This window comes from Cyclobacterium sp. SOCE241 (assembly GCF_056867545.1).
In genome coordinates, this window is record NZ_CP149779.1 from 5,630,626 (window position 1) to 5,654,711 (window position 24,086).

The 24,086-nt window shown below is 36.5% G+C and carries 18 protein-coding genes and 5 pseudogenes; 13 read left to right on the top strand and 10 right to left on the bottom strand.

Going from position 1 to position 24,086, the window contains the following annotated elements; genetic code table 11:
* Positions 1-16: 16 nt before the first annotated feature.
* From WG932_RS28645 to WG932_RS28660, 4 genes are all read right to left on the bottom strand, one after another.
* The gene (locus WG932_RS28645; protein WP_483086181.1) at positions 17-943 is read right to left on the bottom strand and encodes a ribose-phosphate pyrophosphokinase; all 927 of its coding nucleotides are present in this window, start codon (positions 941-943) and stop codon (positions 17-19) included.
* A gap of 127 nt (positions 944-1,070) precedes the next feature.
* Positions 1,071-2,561 carry a response regulator gene (locus WG932_RS28650; RefSeq protein WP_483086182.1) on the bottom strand — a complete coding sequence of 497 codons (1,491 nt, stop codon included), beginning with the start codon at positions 2,559-2,561 and terminating at the stop codon, positions 1,071-1,073.
* Positions 2,562-2,572: 11 nt separating this feature from the next.
* Entirely contained in the window at positions 2,573-3,910 is a 1,338-nt protein-coding gene (locus WG932_RS28655) for a PAS domain S-box protein (protein ID WP_483086183.1), read from the bottom strand.
* 80 nt (positions 3,911-3,990) lie between these two features.
* Entirely contained in the window at positions 3,991-5,067 is a 1,077-nt protein-coding gene (locus tag WG932_RS28660; protein WP_483086184.1) for a PAS domain S-box protein, read from the bottom strand.
* Positions 5,068-5,566: 499 nt separating this feature from the next.
* On the opposite strand from WG932_RS28660, the gene WG932_RS28665 reads away from it, so the two are divergent.
* The 7 genes and pseudogenes from WG932_RS28665 to WG932_RS28695 all read left to right on the top strand — a co-directional run bounded on the left by WG932_RS28665 (position 5,567) and on the right by WG932_RS28695 (position 12,848).
* Positions 5,567-6,370: an endonuclease/exonuclease/phosphatase family protein gene (locus tag WG932_RS28665; RefSeq protein ID WP_339677668.1), complete on the top strand. Its 804-nt coding sequence runs from the start codon at positions 5,567-5,569 to the stop codon at positions 6,368-6,370.
* Between the two features lie 217 nt (positions 6,371-6,587).
* Complete coding sequence (locus WG932_RS28670; protein ID WP_339677666.1) at positions 6,588-7,550, top strand: glycosyl hydrolase family 18 protein; 963 nt, start codon at positions 6,588-6,590, stop codon at positions 7,548-7,550.
* 30 nt (positions 7,551-7,580) lie between these two features.
* On the top strand, positions 7,581-8,525 hold the full coding sequence (locus WG932_RS28675; protein ID WP_149393873.1) for a nitrilase family protein: 945 nt from the start codon (positions 7,581-7,583) through the stop codon (positions 8,523-8,525).
* Between the two features lie 5 nt (positions 8,526-8,530).
* The gene (locus WG932_RS28680) at positions 8,531-8,959 is read left to right on the top strand and encodes an NUDIX hydrolase (RefSeq protein WP_014021036.1); all 429 of its coding nucleotides are present in this window, start codon (positions 8,531-8,533) and stop codon (positions 8,957-8,959) included.
* A gap of 355 nt (positions 8,960-9,314) precedes the next feature.
* Positions 9,315-10,611, top strand: a pseudogene (locus tag WG932_RS28685) (aminotransferase class V-fold PLP-dependent enzyme).
* A gap of 351 nt (positions 10,612-10,962) precedes the next feature.
* Positions 10,963-12,756, top strand: coding sequence for a tetratricopeptide repeat-containing sensor histidine kinase (locus WG932_RS28690; RefSeq protein ID WP_483086185.1), 1,794 nt, complete (start codon positions 10,963-10,965; stop codon positions 12,754-12,756).
* Positions 12,738-12,848 carry a hypothetical protein gene (locus tag WG932_RS28695; protein ID WP_483086186.1) on the top strand — a complete coding sequence of 37 codons (111 nt, stop codon included), beginning with the start codon at positions 12,738-12,740 and terminating at the stop codon, positions 12,846-12,848. Before WG932_RS28690 ends, WG932_RS28695 begins: the two co-directional genes overlap by 19 nt.
* Positions 12,849-12,909: 61 nt before the next feature.
* On the opposite strand, the pseudogene WG932_RS28700 reads toward WG932_RS28695, so the two are convergent.
* Positions 12,910-14,210, bottom strand: a pseudogene (locus tag WG932_RS28700) (acetyl-CoA hydrolase/transferase family protein).
* 492 nt (positions 14,211-14,702) lie between these two features.
* Between WG932_RS28700 and WG932_RS28705 the strand changes: the two are divergent.
* The 6 genes and pseudogenes from WG932_RS28705 to WG932_RS28730 all read left to right on the top strand — a co-directional run bounded on the left by WG932_RS28705 (position 14,703) and on the right by WG932_RS28730 (position 18,857).
* The gene (locus tag WG932_RS28705) at positions 14,703-15,119 is read left to right on the top strand and encodes an OsmC family protein (RefSeq protein WP_014021040.1); all 417 of its coding nucleotides are present in this window, start codon (positions 14,703-14,705) and stop codon (positions 15,117-15,119) included.
* The gene (locus WG932_RS28710; RefSeq protein WP_483086187.1) at positions 15,116-15,340 is read left to right on the top strand and encodes a hypothetical protein; all 225 of its coding nucleotides are present in this window, start codon (positions 15,116-15,118) and stop codon (positions 15,338-15,340) included. Before WG932_RS28705 ends, WG932_RS28710 begins: the two co-directional genes overlap by 4 nt.
* Before the next feature lie 621 nt (positions 15,341-15,961).
* Positions 15,962-16,933 (top strand): hypothetical protein, encoded by a 972-nt coding sequence (locus WG932_RS28715; protein ID WP_483086188.1) that lies wholly within the window; start codon positions 15,962-15,964, stop codon positions 16,931-16,933.
* An 8-nt stretch (positions 16,934-16,941) separates the two neighbouring features.
* Positions 16,942-17,202 carry a PAS domain-containing protein gene (locus tag WG932_RS28720; RefSeq protein WP_483086189.1) on the top strand — a complete coding sequence of 87 codons (261 nt, stop codon included), beginning with the start codon at positions 16,942-16,944 and terminating at the stop codon, positions 17,200-17,202.
* Positions 17,203-17,327: 125 nt separating this feature from the next.
* A pseudogene (locus WG932_RS28725) lies at positions 17,328-18,613 on the top strand (sensor histidine kinase).
* Positions 18,614-18,623: 10 nt separating this feature from the next.
* The gene (locus tag WG932_RS28730) at positions 18,624-18,857 is read left to right on the top strand and encodes a response regulator (protein WP_483086190.1); all 234 of its coding nucleotides are present in this window, start codon (positions 18,624-18,626) and stop codon (positions 18,855-18,857) included.
* On the opposite strand, the pseudogene WG932_RS28735 reads toward WG932_RS28730, so the two are convergent.
* From WG932_RS28735 to WG932_RS28755, 5 genes and pseudogenes are all read right to left on the bottom strand, one after another.
* Positions 18,850-20,113 (bottom strand): annotated as a pseudogene (locus WG932_RS28735) (dihydrolipoamide acetyltransferase family protein). The gene WG932_RS28730 and the pseudogene WG932_RS28735 sit on opposite strands and share 8 nt — an antisense overlap.
* 84 nt (positions 20,114-20,197) lie before the next feature.
* Positions 20,198-21,457 carry a competence/damage-inducible protein A gene (locus tag WG932_RS28740; protein WP_014021045.1) on the bottom strand — a complete coding sequence of 420 codons (1,260 nt, stop codon included), beginning with the start codon at positions 21,455-21,457 and terminating at the stop codon, positions 20,198-20,200.
* 92 nt (positions 21,458-21,549) lie between these two features.
* The gene (locus WG932_RS28745) at positions 21,550-22,053 is read right to left on the bottom strand and encodes a dihydrofolate reductase (protein ID WP_014021046.1); all 504 of its coding nucleotides are present in this window, start codon (positions 22,051-22,053) and stop codon (positions 21,550-21,552) included.
* Positions 22,054-22,078: 25 nt separating this feature from the next.
* A complete protein-coding gene (locus tag WG932_RS28750; RefSeq protein ID WP_014021047.1) occupies positions 22,079-23,038 on the bottom strand; it encodes a DUF4412 domain-containing protein in 960 nt (319 codons plus the stop codon).
* An 81-nt stretch (positions 23,039-23,119) separates the two neighbouring features.
* Positions 23,120-24,041 (bottom strand): annotated as a pseudogene (locus tag WG932_RS28755) (universal stress protein).
* Positions 24,042-24,086: the final 45 nt, after the last annotated feature.

Below are 24,086 nucleotides of genomic sequence, written 5' to 3' on the forward strand. Positions count from 1 at the left end.
TTAATATAATAAATGCTTAAATAAATAGCGAACTAATAGAAGTGTTTCCTGTAACGGCATGAATGGCTTTTGCAAACAAATCTGCTACCGTCAACACTTTTATTTTAGAGGACTCTTGACTTACAGGGATTGTATCTGTGATGACCAATTCGGAAAGTACGGAATTCTCAATATTTTCATAGGCTTTACCAGACAAGACTCCATGAGTGGCAATGGCCCTAACCGAAGTTGCTCCCTTATCCATAATGATTTGGGCAGCTTTGCACATGGTTCCGGCAGTATCGACTAAGTCGTCTATCATCACCACATCTTTTCCTGTTACGTCTCCTATCAATTGCATAGAAGCCACTTCGTTGGCCCTTTTTCTGTGCTTATCACAGACAACCATATCTACTTCAAAATGCTTGGCGTAAGACCTTGTTCTACCAACTCCTCCAACATCTGGAGATGCGAAAATAAGGTTTCCTAAATCCAAGCTTTTCAAATAGGGCACAAAGATAGCTGATCCATTCAAATGATCCAAAGGAATATCGAAGAATCCCTGAATTTGCCCTGCATGTAGATCACAAGTCATGATACGGTCAGCTCCCCCGGAGGTAATCATGTTGGCAATTAGTTTGGCGGCAATACTAACCCTAGGTCTGTCTTTTCTATCCTGTCTTGCATATCCAAAATAGGGGATTACAGCACATACTTTGTATGCGCTGGCCCTTTTGGCTGCATCTATCATCAAACATAACTCTAATAAGTTATCCGCTGAAGGATTTGTGGATTGTACCAAAAAGACATTGCAACCTCTTATCGATTCGTTGTAACTAGGTGACATTTCTCCATCGCTAAACTTAGCTAATGTCAAGTCACCAAGTGCTTGCCCATAAGATTTGGCAATACTTTGGGCCAATAGGGGAGTATTTGAACCTGAGAAAATTTTTGTCTCGGGCATGTTATTATTTATTTTAGGTGGATTTTGTACAAAGGAATAACAAATGTAAGAAAAAAATGATGGTTACCTTTTCTTGGTAAAAATAAAAAAAAAGACAGCTCATTTTTTTTTGAATCACCTATAAGCCCTATAATTCTATATTGTCATAATTATCAATTAAATAATCGATCTCTTCTACTACCTTCAAGCCAAGGTCAAAAAGTGGCTTGCCTTCCTTGGTTTTTTCTATTTGATTTGTTAACTCTAATAGAATAAAAAAGCCTGAGGTACTGGCTGAACTTTTTATTTTTTGACTGATATCAATTAAAGAAATTTTATTCTGCGAATTGATGGCTTGCTTTAGCTCAGTTTTATTCTCTTGAAGGTTTACCTGTGCAATTTTCAATAGTTCCTTTCCTATTTCTTTGTCTCCATCAAATAGATTTAAAAGGTGAACTTTATCAAAATGCTTTGGATTATATCCGGTGTTATTCTCAAATTCTTCTTGACCTAATTCATCTGAATTTTTAGGCTGAAGAAATTTAATTATTTTCTCTGTTAATTTATCCTGTACCAAGGGCTTACTCATGTAATCGTTCATGCCTGAATCAATACATCTTTCTTTTTCTCCCTTCACCGTTCCGGCTGTTAATGCAATAATTGGTATACTTTTGCCATGTTCAATTGTCCGAATGGCTTTTGCTGTCTCATATCCATTCATTATGGGCATCTGAATGTCCATAAGAATCAGATCAGGGTGATTTTTAATGACGTATTCATAGGCCATTACCCCATTTTCTGCTTCTATTATATTGATGGTAGGACTAATTTTTGACAAAATTATCTTTGACAACTTCATGTTCACCGGATTATCTTCCGCAATTAGGATATTAAATTCCTGATTGGTTAAGAAATTTTGATCTTTCCCGGATACTGATGGACCTTGTGATAATTCACTTAAATTGGGGTTTTGCAACTTTTGAAACACTTTATCTATTTGGTGGTTTTTAATCGGCTTAATTAAGCGATGGTGTACATTTAATTTGACAAGTTTTTCTTTTTCCAAGTCATTATCATTTGAACTGGAAAGTAACACAATGGAAACTTTAGCAATGTCTTGGTTGGGGAGTGATCGGATCTTTTCAATTGTTTCTAGGCCATTGAGGAATGGCATTCGCAAATCCATTAATACCAAGTCCACCGGCCATTCTTTCTCAAGAACATGAAGACCTTCCAGTCCATTGCTTGCCTCTAAGCATTGTATATTTTTTACTTCTAGAATTTCTTTTATTAAATACCGGTTGGTTTGATTGTCATCAACAACCAACACTTTGCTTAAGCCATGGTTTTCATTCCACTTTTCTTTTTCCCCTTCTTCAGCTTTCAGGCACAGGTCAAAATAAAATAAACTCCCTTTATTTGGCTCGCTTTTTAATTCCAATTTACTGCCCATTAAGCCTAGTAATTTATTAGAAATGGTTAATCCAAGACCAGTTCCTCCAAATTTTCTTGTAGTACTTGCATCTTCTTGAGAAAAGGCATCAAAGATTTTTAGTTGTTTATCAAAAGAAATCCCTATCCCTGTGTCTTTTACAGAAAAACGGAATTTTATCGTTTCATCATTGGGTGTATTATCCAATATTTCAACCTTTAACTCCACTTCCCTTTGTGGGTAAATTTGATCGCATTTGTTAGAAGGTTCACAAGAACTTGGCGTATCCTAATGTCATCTCCATATACAAATCGGGGTAAGTGTGGTGATAGGTTAAGGATGAGTTCAAGGCCTTTGGAATGTGCCTGATAATTAATTATATCAGCTACTTGGGTGCCTAATTCAAATATATCTACCTTGTCAATGGACAATTCCATTTTACCGGCTTCAATTTTAGAAAAGTCAAGAATGTCATTTATTAAATCCAATAAAGAGTGGGCCGAGTGGTAAACTGTCTTCATGTATTGAAGCTGGGTCTCAGACAAAGGGGTTTTCATCAACAGATCTGAAAAACCTATCACCCCATTCAATGGAGTTCTAATTTCATGACTCATATTGGCAAGGAAATCAGATTTTGCTTTGTTGGCATTTTCAGCACTTTCCTTGGCGGCATTGAGTTGGCTGTCAAATTCCTTTCGTGAACTTATGTCTTGGTAAGTGCCGTACATTAATGATGGTTTACCATCATGATCCCAAGAGAAAACCCTGCCGATTTCTAGCACCCAAACCCAATGGCCTTTCTTGTGTTTTAAGCGAATTTCACATTCATAAACACTGGTCTCTTTGTTGAAATGTTTTGCTAGGCCTTCCTTTTTATTGGCCAAATCTTCCGGATGGCATAAGTTGTTCCAATCTTCTTGAAACAAAATGGTTTGATCATCAATCTCATAACCAATTATTTCCCAAAATCTTTGGTTAACCAAGATTTGATTGCTGCTCATGTTCCACTCCCACGTTCCTGTATTGGTGCTGGTAATGATAGCATTCAGCCGTTTCCCGTTCTCTAGCAAAGCCAATTCAGCTTTTTTCCTTTCACTAATATCATTGGTGATGCCAACCATACCAATTATTTCTCCTGTCTCAGTTTTTAAGGGTAATTTAGAAATTAAGCAGAAGCGTTTGTTGCCATTTTGCTGTTCGAGAATGACTTCTTTATTGATAATACTTTTTCCGTCTTTTATTACCAATTCATCTTCAATTCTAGAGGCTTTGGCAGTTTCCTCATTAAATAAGTCTTCGTCCTTTTTACCTAAGACTTCATTTTCATCTGATAAACCTATGTACTCTAATTCTTTTTGATTAATCAGGGTCTTTTCAAATTTGGTGTTTTTTGTATAAATGTTTATTGGAATATTATCAATAATGGTTTTAAGTAGGGTCCGTTCTTTATTGATCGAAATTGCTGCAGCCTCCAGCTCCTCATGGGCTTTAAGGTAGCCGGAAGTATCCATACCATTACATAAAACAAAAGGGGCTCCATGCAAAGGTTCAAACATAACATTATTGATTTGGAAAGTTATTGTTTCTCCTGACTTGGAAATTAACCTTCCAGTACCATAGTATGCTTTCTCTGATTTTATTTTTTGAGGTATTCATTATAAATATCCTTATTTACCACCAAATCAAGCATATTCATCTTTAGAAGTTCCTCTTTAGTGTATTCTAAAATTCGTATACCCGAATTATTAATATGTAAAATTTTCCCGTCTAAGCCATGCTTGATCATCATGCCTTGGGTGTTTTCGAAGAAATCTTGGTATTCTTTAATTGTCTGCTCTGTCTTTATTTCTTCGCTTTTTTGACGACTGATATTGTTTACAATGCACAATATATCATTGTCTGTCAATATCATTTTTTCAAAGGTTACTTCGAACCATTCAGTTACACCTTTGATTTCAAGATGGTATTCTTTGGTCTGCTTTTTCCCTGTTTCTAATGCTTGCTTAAATAATTTCTGAAAAAGTTCTACTAACTCAGGTTTAAAGCCAACTTCGCTTATTTTGTTGTTGAGAAAAACTTTTGGAGGGAATTTTAAATGTTCCTCATTTGCAGTAAAGTATTCCCTGAAAACTTGATCTTCGTCTAATAAAAAGACAACGTCGCCTATGTTTTTGAGGATAGTCCCTGTTTTTTGGTTGAATGAACGAAGTTTGTTTTCCGTTATGTTTAATTCGATTTGTTTTTGGATTTGCTCAGTAAAAACCTTTAATGTTTTCTTCTGGCTTGCTTGAAGTTTTTGAGGCTTGTAATCCAACACACATAAAGCTCCAATGATAATGCCTTCTGGTGAAAAAATGGGATGACCCGCATAGAATAGTATTGGATTGCCCTCAAGCACCAATTGCTCCTCAGAAAAGCGAGGGTCTTTGGAAAGGTCAGAAATTTCAAATCCTCCATCCCTCGTTAATAAATAAAAACCCTCTGACTGAATTCGGGAAATTTCATTTGTGGACAGACCTATCTTGGATTTAAACCAAACCTTGTCTTGTCCTAAAAGGGTTACCAAGGCAATTGGTGCTTCAAAACTATCCGCAATCAATCCTGTAATACTATCAAAAGACAAGTCAGGTAAATCCCCCAACGATTGAATAGCATTTACTGCTTTCAACCACTTGGAATCTTTTTCTGTGTCTTTATAAACGGAATTGCTCATTACAGATAATTACAGTCAATTAAATGGTGATTTTAAAGAAAATTACAAGTATTTCCTAAATATTCACTAGTAATTTTCAAACTTTCACCGTTGAAAAATCCATGAAATTATTTGATAAACAAAATTTATAATTCATATAGCATTTTTTCTTATGTGAAAGATGGAATTCTGAAATTTAAATGTTAAAACAGGATTTTTATAGGTAAGGATTGTTAAATCATTTAATGCATTATAGAATTATAGGTGGTAATATGGGGTTATTCAATATTTATTATATGCTGGATAAGTAAATGGTCTTGATTCATTTTGTGATTGAAAAAAAAACAACTCCAGCGATCAGCCGCTTGAAAAAATAAAAAATGGAAGACAAGGCAAGAAATCTTAATAGATTTATTCTTTTTCATACCAACGGTAAATTTCGAATGTAGGTTTTAAGCTTAAATGGGAGGAATATAATACCTTTAGCCTACCAAACTCAGAATTAAATTTACCTTGATCCATGAAAAGAACTTTTATTAATACCTCAATTTTTTCACTTGGATTCTTTGTTTTCGCCTTATTGATTTCCGGGCCTATTTATGGGCAAAAAGGCAAAGAATTAAAAGTGATGGCCTACAATATTCATCATGCCAATCCACCGTCAAAACCTGATTTAATTGATGTTGAGGCGATTGCCAAGGTGATAAATTCTTCCAAACCGGATTTAGTGGCTTTGCAGGAAGTGGATGTAAATACCAAGCGATCAGGTGTCAATCTAAATCAGGCCAAGGAATTGGCAAGCTTGACCGGGATGAATTTTTACTTTGAGCCTTCAATGCCCTATCAGGGTGGAGGGTACGGGAATGCTATCCTTTCAAAATTTCCGATTGATAAACAATTTTTTCATCAATTAATCACGGAAGAAAAATCTGAGCCTAGGGCTATATTAACTGTAGAAGTAACTTTGCCCGGCAACCAAAAACTGAAATTTGCTTCAACACATCTTGATTTTAAAAGCGATGCAATAACTGCACTACAAGCTGAGGATATTGTCTCTTATTTCAAAAATGAACAAATACCTGTGATAATAGCCGGTGATTTCAATGCAATTTCCGCATCTGACGCGATACAATTATTGGATAAGAATTTTGACAGAACATGTCAAGGTGAGTGTCCGCCTACTATCCCGGTTAATAATCCCGATAAGGCGATAGACTTTATATTTTATAGGGCACATAAGGACTTTGTTGTAAAGCACCATGAGGTTATTGTTGAGAGGTATGCTTCTGATCATTTGCCTGTTTTCGCTATATTGTCTTACTAGAAAATATAGGATGCGTTGTGTTTGTATTTTATAAAGACTTAGGGCAATTATTCTTTTGAACATCAATAAGATTGCTGGTGGTTAAAGCCTAATTTGCTGTAGTATAATTTGGTTTGAACATGTACATGATAAAGTGATTGACCAACAATCTGCCTTAAGTTTTATTCAAAGGGGACTTTACTACTTGGACATTAGGAAGGATAATACTTTAACAAATATGAAAAAAGCAATTAGTTTGTTGTTATTGATTGGTTTAGCTTGTTCGATACCCGAAGGAAAGGGGCAGAATATTAGAAAAGTAGAAAGTTTTAGGGTATTGGGTTATCTTTTTGTCAATGAGGAGTTAGAGGAAGAAGTAAATCTAATAGATTGGTCCTCCTATACAGACATTAACCTAGCCTTTGTACAGCCGGACGCTAAGGGGGATTTTTTAGAGAACAGCGGGTATGAATATTTGGTGGAAAAAGCTCATTTGAACAATGTTCGCGCTTTTATTTCCATTGGTGGTGGAGCACCACCAGAATATTTGGAAGATCTTATCCAAGAAGGGCATAGAAGTTATTGGGTACAGCAAATTGTCGATTTGGTAAATAAATATGGCTTTGATGGAGTAGATGTAGATTTAGAAAATGCCCTGATCAATGAAAATTATGCACCTTTTGTCAAGGAGTTACATCAGACATTAAAAGCCTCCGGTAAATTAATGACAGCCGCCTTGGCAAGTTGGAATGGGAACAAGATATCGGATGAAATACTAGGGCTTTACGATTATATAAATATCATGTCCTATGACGAAACTGGGCCATGGAACTTAGAGATAGTTGGGCAACATTCTCCTTATGAAATGGCAGTGGATGATATTCATTATTATCATAACGTTAGAGCTGTTCCAAAATCCAAGTTGTTGTTAGGTTTACCTTTTTATGGCTATGGCTTTGGTTCCGGGGTCCCTGCAAGTTTAAGGTATAAACATATCTTAGAAGCCTACCCTGAAGCCTATCTTCAAGATAGTATTGTTTCCAATGAAGGTGGGGTGATTTATTATAATTCCCCTGAATTGATCGGAAAAAAAACAGCATTGGCTAAAGAATTAGAGTTGGCAGGGGTGATGGTCTGGCACATCACAGCAGACGCTGAAGGTCCCTATTCTTTATTAAAAGCCATTAATAATGAGCGCTAACTTAAATGTGATTGAATAAAAATTAGAGATATGGATTTAAAAATAGCATCAGCTCAATTCGAAAATAGAAGTGGAGATAAGGAATATAACCTTAATATCATTGAAGAAATGAGCAAAAAGGCAGCTGAGGAAGGTGCCGATATTATTGCATTTCACGAATGTTCCATTACAGGATATTCCTTTGCCCGCAAATTGAGCAAGAAACAGATGTTGGACCTTTCGGAGTATATTCCTGATGGGCCAAGCATACAGCGGCTGACTGAAATAGCTAGGAAAAATAAAATCACGCTATTAGCAGGGCTTTTTGAAAAAGATAATGATGGGGGGATTTTTAAGTCATATGTATGTGTAGATGAAAATGGTTTGCAAGCCAATTATCATAAGTTGCACCCCTTTATTAACCCTCACATTACACCAGGCTCAAATTATTGTGTATTTGAATGTAAGGGGTGGAAATGTGGGATCTTAATTTGTTATGACAACAATATTATAGAAAATGTAAGAGCAACCTGTTTGTTAGGAGCAGAAATAATTTTTATGCCCCATGTCACCATGTGTACTCCATCTACTCGTCCAGGGGCGGGGTTTGTAGACCCAAAACTTTGGGAAAATAGAAAGAACGATCCCACTTCTTTGCGCCTTGAATTTGATGGAATGAAGGGAAGGCAGTGGCTGATGAAGTGGTTGCCTGCTAGGGCATATGACAATGGGGTATACGTGGTTTTTTCTAATCCAATAGGGATGGACGATGACCAGTTGAAAAATGGTTGCTCGATGATTATAGATCCTTACGGGGATATCATAGCTGAGTGTAGAAAACTCAACAATGAATTTGTAATAGCTGATTTAACCAAAGAAAAGCTAAAACTTTCAGGAGGGTATCGTTATAGAAATGCACGAAGGCCGGAGCTATATGGTTCAATTCTGGGTAAAGCGCATGATGCTACCCAAAAGGTGGCATGGCTGAATAAATAAATAAAATGGCAAATCAAATACCTGATTGCTTTTATAGGGTAAGTGTAAAAGCATTAATTTGTGATAAGCAGAATCGTTTTTTGTTGGTCAAAGAAGACAATGGCTTTTGGGAGTTGCCCGGAGGAGGCTTAGATTTTGGAGAATCTCCACGAGACGGTTTAAAAAGGGAAATTTGGGAAGAAATGAAATTAAATGTAACCTCTATTTCTGCCCAACCGTCGCATTTCTTTACCATAAAAAATCACAACAACATATTCATAGCCAATGCTATGTATGAAGTGCAACTGGAAAGTTTGAATTTTCAGCCAACTTCTGAATGTGTGGAAATTAGGTTTTTCTCTTCAGCTGATGTTTATAAAGAATTGAAGGTTTACCCTAATGTGTTGGCTTTTGCTAAATTATTCGAAAAAGAACCTCTAGGCTCATCTTCATAAGTTTAGCGTCAAAAAAAGATGCGTTAAATACCATGCCCATTTATTGGCGATTTATGGGGATTGGTATAAAAATATTTGAGGTTTGGTAGGATAAAATTCAAATAAATTAGTTTCAAATTCCCTTATACAAGAAGCCTAATTTGAATATCAATATTGGTGGGTGAATGAACATAAAGGGGGTAAATTACCCAATTTGAGATTAGGTAGTTGATGGCATAATTCACTATGATTTACGTAAACGCCTTCATTTTTGGATTATTTATAGTATTTTGCATGTTAAAAATGCCCAGAAACCTACTTTACTAAATTTTGAATTTTAGAGAGTGAATTTCACCTCAGTATTAAAAAAGAAAAAATGAATAATTCAAACAGAAGAAGCTTTTTAAAAAATCATTGGTAATGGCCGGCGCATTTTCATCGGGTAGTCTTTTTAATCAGCTGCATGCAGAAGATTTTGAAGAGAAAGCCAAAATTTATAATGATTTGAGTCCTGAAGAAATGGCGAGCAATGAAGATTATTGGTCTTTAATTCAACAGGCTTACCCGGCAAGCTCTTCTCCGGTATTGAACCTTAACAATGGAGGTGTTTCTCCCAGCCCTAAGCTGGTGCTTGATGCGGTAGACAGATATGATAAAATGGCCAATATGGCACCTTCTTATTATATGTGGCGGATCTTAGATCAGGGAAGAGAGCCACTGCGTCAAAAATTGGCGGACCTTGGGGGTGTGATCCTGAGGAAATCGGTATCAATAGGAATGCGACAGAAGCGCTCAATTCGGTGATTCACGGTTTAGATTTAAACAAAGGGGATGAGGTTATCGGTAGTATTCAGGATTACCCTAATATGATGAATGCGTGGAAACAAAGGGCTCTGAGAGAAGGGATTGTTTATAAACAGTTGTCTTTCGATTTTCCAATTGAGGATGATGAGCATATCGTGGACATGTATAGAAAGGCAATTTCTCCCAAAACCAAGATTATCCATGTAACCCATGTGATCAATTGGGTAGGGCAAATCATGCCGGTAAAGAAAATTTGCCGAATGGCCCATGAAAGAGGTATTGAGGTGATTGTTGATGGCGCACATTCTTTCGGATTGCTTGATTTTGATATCCCTGACTTGGAGGCGGATTATTTTGGTACCAGTCTTCATAAGTACCTTTCTGCCCCTATAGGTACAGGAATGATGTGGATTAAAAAAGAACATATTTCTAAGGTTTGGCCTTTATTCTGTGACCAAGATCCAACCCGAGGAGATATCAGAAAGTTTGAATCATTGGGAACAAGGAGCTTTCCTTTGGAGCAGGGGATAGGTGAAGCAATAAATTTCCACAATGCAATAGGGAGAAAGCGGAAAGAAGAACGTGCCAGGTACTTAAAGAATTATTGGGCTGAAAAAGCCATTAAAATCCCTGGGGTAAAGCTGCACACTTCATTGAAACCTGAGTATAGCTGTGTGATAGCAGGCGTATCTATAGATGGTATGACGCCAAGAGAACTTGAAAGTATACTCCTGAAAACATATAAAATTCATACTTCGCCTGTTAGTTTTGAAAATATAGATGTTGTTCGAGTTTCTCCGCATGTTTACACCAAACCTAGTGATTTGGATAGGTTGGTAAAAGCTTTAGCGGAATTGGCCGCCAAATAGAAAGGTGAATAATTTTAGTTACCATAGCCGTTGGCTCAGATCTCAAAGGTTTGACCACGGCTTTTTTATTATTTTTGGTCTCATTAGTAAGAGCTCTCTAATAAAATTATAGAGCACAAAACTCAGTGTTTTTTCTCGAAATTTCTTCTCAAAGTATGGGTTTTCTATTAATATTTAATAAAGAATTTTGGTTTTGTATTGCTTTTTGCGCTGTAAAACAAGTGATTATAGCTTTGTATAGCTAATTTTTCCTCCTTTTGCTTATCTTTAAGGAATAACGTTTATTTATATTTTAAGTATTCCTGTAGCGAAATGGTAATGTTATTGAATATCAGGTTTGTAGAAAATTGAATGGGTAGTTTTATCAATATGTTTTATTTGAGGATTTTATTTTTTTGTGCTGTTACTTTAATTCCATCTCAATCTATTGCCAATGATATAGCCACCATGAACTCCTTACTTAAAGCATCTGCAGCGGCACAATACGATCATAAAGAAATAGCTATTTCCTATGTCAATCAGGCGAAAGAGTTGGCAAAAAGTATTGCAGATCCAAAATTAAATGCTAGGATCAATAATCAAGAAGGGACGGTTTACTATATCTCGGGAGAGTATGAGCTTGCCCTAAGGCGGTTTCTATCAGCTTATGAATTTGCTGTAAGAGCAGAGGCCGATGTAGAAAAAGAGATTGCCCTAAATGGAAGAGGCCTTGTGCTGATGGTAGAAGGTGAACATGAGGTGGCTAAAGAAATATTCGAGGAATGTTTATCTATTAACCATTCATTGAATGATAGTGTTAGAATAGCAAAAAATCATTTCAATTTAGGGATTCTACAAAATGAGTTGGGTGATCTTGAATTATCCATGAATCACTTGAGAACAGCAAGTGATTTCTTGATTAATTTCCCTCATAAGCATTTAAACCTGATGGTAAATAACCGAACAGCCAAAGTGTACCATGAAATGGGGGAGTTGAAAAAGGCTTCAGAGAAATACAATAGTGTGCTTCAAGATAGCTTGGCACTCTCAAATTGGGAGAAAACATTTGCGTTGACCGGATTGGCTCAACTAAAATTTGAGAGTGGATCCATTGATGAAGCATTGTCTTTAGGTAGGGCTGCCTTTGGCACTGCTGTCACTCATGGAGCCCATTGGGATTTGAAAAATATTACGCAACTGCTAAGTCAAATCTATAAAAAACAAAAAGAGTTTGATCAGGCCTATCATTTTTTATCATTAAGTAAGGCCTATGGAGACAGTCTTTATAATGAAGACAAAAGCAGGCAGATTGCTAGGTTGCAATTGAAGTTAACCCAAGCAGAAAATGAAAATTTAAAGGTTGAGAGTGAAAAAGACCAAGCCCTACTAAAGCAAAGGAATAGGTTATTAATTTTCCTAAGTCTTTTGGTGTTGTTCTCAGGTTTTGCCATTTATTTTTTTCGTAAAAATGTGATATTGAAAGAGCGTTTCAACGCTTCACTTCAAAAGAAGAACAAGGCAATAGAAAAGCAAAAACTCCACATTGATCAGCAAAATAAGAGTTTGCTTGAAATGAACTTGGCAAAGACCAAGCTTTTGAGTATTATTTCTCATGACCTGAGGTCACCCATAAACTCCATCAAGCAATTGTTGGAAATGAAAGGGAAGGGGTATTTCAATGAAGAAGATGAAAATGAGGCGTATGAGCTTTTAGCCGGTCAAATAAGAAATACGGAAATAATGCTTAATGAGCTCTTACAATGGGCCAATAGGCAAATGGATGGAGTGAAACCTAATCCTTCAATGGTAAAATTGCCACAAATAGTAACTGAGGTATTGCAAGGTTATAGTTTTCAGATCAAAACAAAACTTTTAAAAACGGAGCATCAAATAGTAGAGAATATGGATATAATGATTGACAAGGTGCAACTAAAAATCATTATTCAAAACATTATTGGTAATGCTATAAAATTTACTCCGGAGGATGGGATCATTAAAATCCGTTATGAATTGAACGATAATTTTGCCCTATGTCATATTGAAGATTCCGGTATTGGAATTGACAGCAAATACCATGGGATGATTAATGGGAAGGATTATGCAAGAATTCCCTCTGTAAGGGGACTGCCAATGAGAAAGGAACCGGTTTGGGTCTTTTACTCGTAAAACAATTTCTGGAGCTCAATGGGGGTAATTTAATAATGGAAAGTAGAGAAGGTGAAGGAACTCACTTTATTTTATACTTTAAGCAAGCGTAAATTTTAGGCCTCCTAACAGCTGTGGGTGGCAGTTAAGCTATTAGGAGGCAAAGTAAATGCTTTATTTAAATGGATAGATAAAACTGCCAAATCGATCGAAAATTGCCCGATCCAACTCTTCCTGATGCTCCGGAGCAGCTATTTTTTTAATTCGTGCGCCCTTTGGGAAAGGTTTTTACCATATAAATAGGCTGTTCCATATTCCGTTACCACATAATGTACATGTGCTCTGGTGGTTACAACTCCGGCACCTTGTTTTAAAAATGGTGTTATTTTGGATTGACCTTTATTGGTGGAAGCACGAAGGGCCATTATAGGTTTGCCGCCATCTGACAATGCAGCTCCTCTAATAAAATCCATTTGGCCACCCACTCCGGAATAATGATAACTACCGATGGAATCTGCGCAAACCTGGCCGGTAAGATCTATCTCTACACAAGAATTGATGGACATTACTTTTGGGTTTTTACGAATTGTTGCTGTATCATTAACATAGGCAGCCTCATGAAAAGAAAAGGCAGGGTTATCATGAATGCTTTCGTATAGTTTTTTGGTTCCTATTACAAATGAGGAGACAATTTTTCCGGGATGTTTTACCTTGTATTTGTTGGTTATGGCTCCTGAGTTAAATAAATCAATTACCCCATCAGAGAACATTTCTGTATGTATGCCTAGGTCTTTGTGGCCTGTGAGGGATTTTAATACAGCATCAGGTATGCCCCCAATGCCTAACTGTAGGGTAGATCGGTCATCAATCATTTCGGCAATATAACTACCGATTTTATAGTCCGCTTCTTGCAGTTTTGATGAGTAATTTACTTCTGGTAAGGGTTCATCTACTTCAATGGCTGCATCTATTTTGCTTACATGTATTTGACCATCTCCCATTGTCCTAGGCATTTGTTTATTGATCTGTGCAATCACTATACTTGCAGTATCTACAGCCGGTCTTGCTACATCAACAGAGGTGCCTAAGGAGCAGTATCCATGCTGGTCAGGTGGAGAGACATTGATGAAAGCCACATCTATCGGTAAAATTCTTTTTCTGAAAAGGCGCCCGATTTCACTTAAGAATACTGGTACGTAACCTCCTTGATCACTGTTTACTGCTGTTCTGATATTTTCTGAAACAAATAAGGAGTTTAAGTAAAAGCTTCCTTTGCATGATTGATCTGCCAAAGGCATTTTCCCAAGTGTTGTGATTGACACTACTTCTACATTTTTTAGTTCATATTTTCTATCCGCCAATGCATCTAATAAAGATAGCGGTGTCGCAGCACTCCCATGAATAAAGATTCTTTGATTGCTTTTTACACAACTTACGGCTTCTTCAGGGTTGACGATTTTGATAGGGTTACTCATTGAAGGTGAAATTTTAGTTTTCGGGATAAAAATTGAAAATTTTGGTATATACCATTAAAAGAAGGGTTGTATTCAGGTGTTCGATTAAAATCCTAAAGTTACAATTTAATGATAGGTTGGCCAATATTTTATCAAGTAAGCTAGTAGGAGAGTCTGTCTCTTTTAGTGTAGGGCTAGACAAAGCCTTCGGGTATTGATTTGAAGTTGTAATTATAGTTTTCCTCTAAGTCCTAGAGAATTAAGTTTATCGTTTGACAACCGTATCAGTTTACTTTGGGAAAAAGCTGTTTCTGTAAAAAAAGTAGGTGTTCTGTCAACCCTGATTGGCATGGAAACGTTAATTTTTATTAATAATAAGCTTTTTACTTGCCAAAGGCTCTATTTTTTTAATCTTGGACCTTCAATTTTTTAATTATAAGCATAACCTTGCTTAATTTTGTTTCTTAAAATATTAAATGGATTATAAATCATTGAAAATAAAAATCAATTGTTATGAATAAGAAAGAAATAAGACTTCATATGGTTGCTGACCGAGAATATGAATCGGTCAATCCTGAAGGGAATAAAGTCCAAATGGACATGTATGATAGCGCTGAAAAGAAACATCAATCTCCCATGGAACTGTTACTTTCCGGTTTGGCCGGGTGTTCAGCTGTAGATGCAGTATTGATGATGAAGAAAAAGCGCAAGCAAGTGGACAATTTTGAAATACATGCTGAAGGAATAAGGAATGATGGAACCCCGGCTTTCTATAAGTCTATTCATTTACACTTTACCTTGACCTCCCCTGATGCCACCGAGTTGGAGTTTGAAAAAGTAATTAAGTTGGCCGTTGATAAGTATTGTTCTGTGGCGTCAAGCCTGAAATCAACAATAACTTATTCTACAGAAATTAAAAAACCTTTATGAGGGTAGTTAATGAACTTGTCAATGATGGCATTAGGATTAGTTTGTTCGAATGGAACAACAAGTATATAATAAAATTTGAACTTGGTAATATGGAACAGACTTTCAAGGTTCCGGCCATGGATGTGCTTGAAGAAAATGATTTAGAGGCTTTAATGGGAGGAGTTTTCTTTGAGCAAGTGAAAAAAGGTTTGATGAAATGCATCAATCACTTCAGAATGTAACGAAAAATTTTTAAATTTGTCATAATTTAAATATTTAAAGATGTAATATTTATTTTTCGTATTTTTTATTACATTTTTGTTATCTTCTTCTTGTTAATCGCATGTAAATGATTAAAATTCTAACTCTTTGTTAATATTAGATGCTTTAATTCGAATTGATAAAGTTGTTCATTGTTAATGAAAAATGATATTTGAGATAGGTTACTTTATAATATTGTTTTATTGCGTAAGGTGACTAAGGCTTTCCCTCTTGATATCTTTAACAAAAAATAAAATCTGTGATGCTTAAAAGAGAATCTACTCAGAACATTAAAAGATTTGCTAAACCGCATGCCGAGTTTATTTTACAATTTATTGAAGTCAGAGGAAGATTTAATAGTGCTTATCAAAGGACTTGGACTTTGGAAAGGGCCTGAATTTATGATAGATAAGAATTATCATATGGGGTGTATTGCCACCACAAAATTATTTCTGCACATTCCTTCAAGAACAATTAGTTCGATTGGTTTCCTTAAGGATCATATAAAATTGAAACAAAGCTAATGGAGATGAAAAAAGAGGATTAATTCAAGTTCTTGGGAAAAGTAAAAAAGATAAGGGTTGTTACCCTTTTAGAAATAGATGACCAGTAATAATAATATTCAGAGATACGAACTGCCACAACCACCAGCCCCTAAAAACCGCTGGTGGTTGGTTGGCTTGGGAGCCGTGTCCGTAATATTTACCTTGCTTTTGGCGCTATTTTTTTACAATTCTATTTCTAAAAACCTAGTAGAAAACAGGACTTTTTTCTTAAACAAACAGGTAGAGTTTGCCGCTCATGAAGCCCAGAGGTCTTTCAAACATTTCAATGAAGACTTACTTTTTTTTGTTGAAAACCAAGAGCTAATCAATCGAGGAGAATTGAGCGAAAATTCCAAAAAAATCGACTCTCTAAGAGTAGAGAAATTGCTAAGTACATACATTCAATTAATAGACACTTTAAGCATTGGTATTGGAGATGTTGGACAAGTTTATACATTGGATGAGAACAATAAACTGGTTGCAAACCCATTGGATAGTAATTGGATGAGTGGATACGCTGACTCGTCATCTTTACTTCTCCAATCCAATGCAGGAAATGTTAAAGTTTCTGTAAAGCTCAACTTAAAGAAATATTTTGAAGACCTATTAAAGAAATATTACCTAGGGCCAAATACCGATAAACTGGTTTATGGAAAAGAAGGGTTCTATAATATAAATAACAATGGTCCTATTTTCTTTAAAGATAAATTAGTACAGGATGAAATTGTTAATGAAATTGAAGGAGGGGTAGAGGGGGATTATTGGAGCCAAATCACAGAGGAAAGTGAAGAGGATGCAAAGGAGTACCTTTTGGTGCAATACCCTTTTAAGTTAGTGAATCTCGATGAAAATTTTGCCTTTGTTTTTGTTCAGGAAAAGCCCTCTATTGATGCGGATATTTTTGAAAATTATTTTCACTTATTTGCTGCCCTACTTGTCTTATTGGCAATAATCATTGCCTTTATCTTCAAATATTTCAAAATCACAAAAGAGAATAGTAATTTTCTTGAAAAAAATCCAAAAATCTAAACCAATTATTGAAGCAGCAAACAATCTTACTTCAGCAGTCAAAAGGCTTTATTTATTATCAAGATCGAGAAGATAAAATTTATAAGGTAAGTGAGAATGTTAGGGAAGTTTTAGGATACAATCCGGAAGAGTTGGTAGGCCGGTCGGTCAAAGATTTTATTATTACCCAAAGCGATGAATTTTTAGAATCCAGACAAGGGCTTATTGAAAAAAAGAAGGAGTATTCAACTTCGAATTTACATCGGAGACAAAAAATGGTAATTCTATAAGAGTTAAAATTTTTGAAAAATTAATTTATAACAAGGATTCAACTTATGAGGGTTCCGTTGGGATTTTTACGGACATCAATGCTAAATATAGAGCGGATCAAGAATTAATAAAAAGTGAAAACAGATTGCGGTCTGTCCTAAATTGCCTACCGGATATAATATTTATTTATAATAATCAGGGCGTCTACCTTGATTATTATGTACAACAAGAAGAGCTTTTAGTAGTTCCTCCCACCCTATCGTTAGGAAAGAAAATTAGTGAGGTTTTGGTTGGTGAAGCCGGAGAGAAAGCAATGCGCGCTTTCAACAAAGTGATTTTGACAGGTAAAATGCAGACAGAGGAGTTGGATCTGCTTTTGGATATAGGACGCAGGTATTTTGAGGTTAGGTTTTTTAAGCTGGATGAAGATAGGATAATTTCAGTTGCGCGCGACATTACTGGACAGCGCTTATGGGAAAGGGGGCTTAGCGAAGCCAAAGAAGCTGCGGAATTAGCAAATAGGGAGAAATCCAGCTTTCTGGCGAATATGAGTCATGAAATTAGAACCCCATTGAATGGGCTTTTAGGGATAACAGGCTTATTATTTAAGACCGAGCTTTCTGAAGAGCAAAATGAACTTTTGTCAATAATTAGTGATTCGGGAGAGTCTTTGTTGAATATCGTCAATGATATCCTTGATTATTCTAAAATTGAAGCAGGGAAAATGGAGCTGGATCCTGTTGCCATGAATTTAACTGCTGAATTGGTGAAAATCATTAAGGTATTTTCAGGAATGGCTCAGCAGAATTCACTGGTTATTAATTTAAAAATTGAAAAAAATATCCCAAAAATAATTATTCTGGATAAGGATAAATTGGCCCAGATCTTTTTTAACATTATAGGGAATGCAGTAAAGTTTTCTAAAGTAGGAGGGCAAATTGATATTAGTATTAGTGGCGAATTGATCTTCACAAAAAATCTAATCCTTACTTGTACAGTTAAAGACAACGGAGTAGGTATTGCCAAAGAAAAATTCCACAGTTGGTCAAGCCCTTTACCCAAGCAAGTGAGTCTTCCAATGGTGAATATAAAGGAACAGGCCTTGGCTTAGCTATTGCGAATAAATTAATAGAGCTAATGGGAGGGGTGCTCCATATAGAAAGTGAGATTGACAAAGGATCGACTTTTACTTTTGCACTCATCTCGCAGGGAAGCGAAGAAAAAGTAAATGATCCAAAGGAATCATTTCTAAATAGCGAAAATCAAGCGATTGAGATATTAGCAGAAGCTCATCCGCTAGATATATTGTTGGTGGAAGATAACGACATTAACCTGAAATTTATGCTAATGCTTTTGTCGCAAATGGGCTATACGCCCGAAGTAGCTTTGAATGGTGTAGAAGCTATAAATGCAGTAGAAAAAGCGCTTTGATTTGATTTTTATGGACAATCAAATGCCAAGGATGAATGGGATGGATGCTACTAAAGTCATTAGAGGAATGGCCAATGGGCGTAAAACCATGATCGTTGGCTTGTCTGCCAGCGTATTTAAAGAAGACATAGAGCTAGCCATGAATATTGGGATGAATGCCTACCTAACCAAACCGGTGAAAATTCATCAGATTGTTGAAAAAATAAAGAATTGTATAATTTGGAAAGAAAACGGTTTTAAATAACCGTTTTCATATCGAAGGATTCCAAATAGTCCGCTACTTTTTTTACGAACATGCCTCCCAATGCCCCATCTACTACTCTGTGATCATAAGAGTGAGATAATATCATTTTATGTCGAATCCCAATCATATCTCCTGTCGGAGATTCGATTACGGCCGGCTTTTTAGTAATGGTGCCTACTGCCAATATACCAACTTGTGGTTGAACAATAATTGGTGTACCCATTATATTTCCAAAAGAGCCAATATTCGATAAGGTGTAAGTTCCTCCCTTAAGTTCCTCTGCACTTAGTCTATTTTCTCTAGCTCTAATGGCAAGTTCATTTATTTTTTTAGACAAACCTACCAAATTTAATTTATCTGCATTTTTTATCACAGGGACAATTAGGTTTCCATTGGCTAAGGCAACTGCAACACCAATGTTAATGGCTTTTTCTTTATGATTTTGTCTCCCTCAACAGATATATTCATCATGGGGAAGTCTTTTAAAGCTTTAGCGATGGCCTCAATGAAAAAAGGTGTGAAAGTAATTTTTTCGCCTTGTTTTGCTTGAAACGCATCCTTTATTTTGTTTCGATAAAGAACAATATTTGTCAAGTCGGCTTCAACAAAAGAGGTGACATGGGCAGAAATGTTTTTAGAATCCAACATCCTTTGCGCAATCATCTTCCTCATCCTATCCATTTCTAGGATTTCGTCTGTTTGACCTGCCTCAGAGGCAATTTGGGTAGCCTCTCGTTTAGAAATATAATCTAGGATATCTTTTTTGGTTACCCTACCACCCTTGGCTGTCCCTGAAATTTCTGCCAGTTCTCCTGCGCTAACATTTTCCTGATTAGCGATGCTTTGAACCAAAGGGGAGTAAAATCTTTTTCTTCAAGATTGGCAGGGTCATCGTAGGAAGCTTTACCAAGGATAAGACTGGTGTATTCCGGGACATCTTGTAGTAACTCTTTATCGTCGCTTACTGAAGGATTGTCCAATTCCGGAAGAGGGTCTGGGTCATCTGACTCATCCTCTTTTACTTCAATGATAGCAATTGGTTTACCAACTTCAATGATTTCGCCTTCTTTGGCAAGTATTTTCTTCAATACACCGGCATGTGTGGCAGGTACCTCGGTGTCCACTTTATCCGTAGCTACTTCCAGTACAGATTCGTCTTGCTCTATAAGGTCTCCTTCTTTCTTTAGCCATGAAAGTATAGTGCCTTCCATAATGCTCTCTCCCATTTTGGGCATCACCATTTCCACTGTTGCCATAGCTTTAACTTATAATTTTTTAAATCTCCCTAGCTATAAAACTAAAATTTAGTAATTGGTTTACAAAAGGAAAATCCCTAAATTTTATTTAGTATTTTGTAAGATTGTCTCCCTCAATAAGTTTAAAGAGGCAGTACTTGTTAGTTGAATATTGATAAGACGGTCTTTTGTGAGTTGTAATTTGCGTGTCCTGCAATTTTTTCCATCATGACAAGCAATCCATACAAGCCCCACAGGTTTCTCAGTTGTTCCTCCTCCGGGACCAGCAATTCCACTAGTGGCCAACCCATAAGTTGCGTTAAACTTTAGCCTAACTTGTTTACTCATTTCTATCACAGTTTCTTCACTTACAGCTCCTTTGGTGGAAAGGGTATTTGGATTTACACCAAGCAACTGTTCTTTGAAGTCATTGTGATAGGGGACAATGGATCCGTTGTAATAATTACTAGACCCGGGAATACTGGTAACGACATGGGTTAAATAACCTCCGGTACAGCTTTCTGCAATGGCTAGGTTTTCTTTCCGTTGAATCAGTTCATGGCCTAAAGAAGAGGCAATAGAGTCTGTGTCGTACCCATAAATATATTCCGAGATCAATGGCTCCAACTTAATGGTTTGTTCTTTTACCTCTTCAGCCAAAGTTTGTAAGGACTCACCAAAAGCCGTTAACCTCAATTTGACTTCACCCAATGAGGGTAAATAAGCCAAGCGTATATGGGAAGGTAATTGTTCTTCCCATACTGAGATCTTGTCTGACAACCAACTTTCGCCTATGCCAATTGTTTTGATCAGTTTATGATAGATTACAGGTAATTTAAATTTCTCTTTGATCTTAGGGATGACGGCATTCTCCATAAGGTATCGCATTTCATGAGGGACACCGGGCATAGACATCCAGACCACACCATTTTCTTCAAACCACATTCCAGGAGCCGTCCCAACGGCATTCTTAATGTATGTGCAATTGGAAGGTAAATTGGCCTGGCTTTGATTGGTGGGCGTTAATTCTTTGCCTCTACTTTCGAAAAAGTTCCGCAGATCTTCAAGAGCTTCAGGGAATAACTTTATTGAAGCATTAAAGAAGTCTGCCAAGACATGTTTGGTCAGGTCATCCTTGGTAGGTCCCAAGCCGCCTGTCATCAAAACAATGTCCACCTCTCTTGAAGCAGCTTCATACGCACGGTTCATGGCTTGGGGATCATCTCCGACCGTTGTCTTTCTTGTAACCCTTACGCCAATTTTATCCATCTCTTCACTTAACCATTTACTATTGGTGTCAAGTATTTGGCCATAGAGCAATTCATCGCCTATGGATATGATTTCTGCTGTAACAGGTTTATGCATGTGACGCGGTTTTAACCATTATTGGTTTCAAAATTAACTGTTTCCTTTGAGCAATGAGTGTTTTTATAAGAAATCTTCACTTAAAAATAACTTTAAGGAACAGCTTTTCTTCTATAGGTCACAAACGCAAAATCGAATGGATTGTTTTCATCTTTGTGGTGAATACTTTTGTCGAAAATTACCCAGTTTTCTTTGTCAAAATCCGGGAAATAGGTATCTGCTTCAGGAAAAGCTTCAATTTCGGTTATGATCATTTCTTGACTATAAGGTAAGGCCAGCTTGTATATTTCTGCACCTCCCAGAATAAAAATTTTTTCTAGCCCTTTTTCTTTTCCTATGGCAATTGCTTCTTCCAAACTGTGTACCACCTCATGACCTTCAGGAACTTTATAATTGTGATTACTGGTAATCACTAAATGTGTTCTGCCGGGTAGTGGTTTATTCAAAGTTTCAAAAGTCTTCCTGCCCATAATAACATGGTGGCCTGCTGTAGTTTTTTTGAAGTGCTTAAGGTCTGCAGGTAGGCGCCAAGGCAAGTCTCCTTTTAGGCCGATGGCATTGTTGGTGGCCTTTGCAACTATAATAGAAATGATCAATGGATGGTGAAATATTTAAGCATTATTAATTAGCTTTCATTGGGTTTGGATAGTCAGCCAACTCAAATGACCTAGGTTGGTTGGTGTCAATCTTGATAATTTTCATTTGAGAAGAAACACCTTCATCATTGTCTGTAAAATACATTTCCATGATATTTCCATCTGGGAAACTGGTGAAATATGAGCTGTTTTGTTCCTTCATTTTTTTGGTAATTAGGGGGCTGTTTTTGCTCCAAAACCCTTCTAATCCTTCAACAGGTTCTTTGCTGATCCAATATGTGCCTTCCGAATCTTCAGACTCCATGCGGTACTCTTCACAGGTATAGCCCAAAATTTCCTTGGTATTTCCTGTTTTTTCAAAGGTACCATTTCCTAGAGAATTCCCGTCATTATCGACCGGGTAGTTATCCATCATGCCACCATAATCCATTCCGAAAGCCATACTGGATTTTTCCTCCTCATTCTCTACCAAAATGACAGTTGCATTGTTTTTATGATCCATAATAATGATCGATTTTTCAGAATCATTTTTACCTTCGGGATCTATAAATTCCATTCCATAATATTCAGAATTATCTGTTAGGAAGGAATTAAAATTTACGGGGTCTTCTTCTTTTCCTTTTTTATTGGTGCTTTTGATTTCTATCACAGCCAATCCCGTAAAGCTATACTCACTTTCCGTATCAACATTCATATTGATTGATCCCATCACTTTGCTGAAATCATATGTAGTTCCATTTGAGGATCCACCTTGACCGGTAGTATCTCCCTCAGTATTTTCTCCGAGGTCTCCATATAGGTTTCTAAAAGTTTTTTCAAGCTGCCTTTGGGTAGCTTTTTCAACTTCTTTCTCCACTGTTTTTTCAACAGCTCTTGAAACCCCTTGAGATGCCGCTCTCTTTATCTTGCGCAACAATTGGGAATGTGCATCATAACTTAAGAAGGACAAGGATATTAATAAAATAAACAATGATTTGAAATTCATAGCATGTTTTATTGTTATACAATTTAAAGTTATGAAATATTCGTAATAAGTCCTAAAGTTGATCTTGTCGTAGGTAATAAGTTAAATTTCAAGAATATATTCTATGATTCCGGCATTTTTCCCTTTTGGTCTTGTTACAAGTAAAGGAACTTTATTATTGACTTGAATGAGCCGTTCTGCGAGGCTGCCTATAAATAAGGCTGTGGCGGCTGTTCTACCTTTGGCCCCAATGATGATGAGGTTTGCTTCTATTTCTTGTGCTTTATTGATAATGTCAATAACCGGATCATCGTCTTCATCTTTTGTATAGAGGGGTTTAATTTTATATCCCTTGGTGTCAATCTTCCGGATAAATTTTTTATAATTGACTTCGGCATGCTTGAGCATAATGTCACTGAACTCTTCATAGGTTTTCCCTGTAAAATGGTAACCTGATGGGACTGAATATACATTTTGGCACAGGATTTCCGACTTACCTCCATTTTTTCAGTAATTTCAATGGCTTCCTCAAGGGCATCTTTGGAATAGTCTGAGAAATCACTAGGAACAAGTATTCTTTTTACCTTAGGATTACTGTTCTCAGGGACAATTAAAAGGGAGCATGAAGCCCTTCTTGCCAAGCGCTGTGTGATCACCCCGGAGCCGCTGATAGTGGTCTTTTTACCCACCAGGATTATATCTGCAGACTTTTCACTAGCAAGTTTGAGTATTTTTTGGAAAGTTGACCTTCTCTAACAACAAAGCTGGTGTTTATTTCCAAATCCGGATCCAAATTTTCCTTTACTACTTGTTTCATTTGGCTTTTCCTTTCCTCCACCATATTATTGATCAGGTTAGGGAATTCGGCCAACACATCCTTAGGGATGCTTAAATTTCTAATAATATTTGTGAAATAAATCTTCTTAGATTGGTTGCTCTTTGCGATAAATGCGGCAAATTTTACCAATGTTTTGTCCATCTCTGATTGGTCAAGACAAACAATGATTTTTTTGATTTGATACATTATTATAAATAATTAAAGGTTCTGTCAGGTGAATGCTAATGGGTA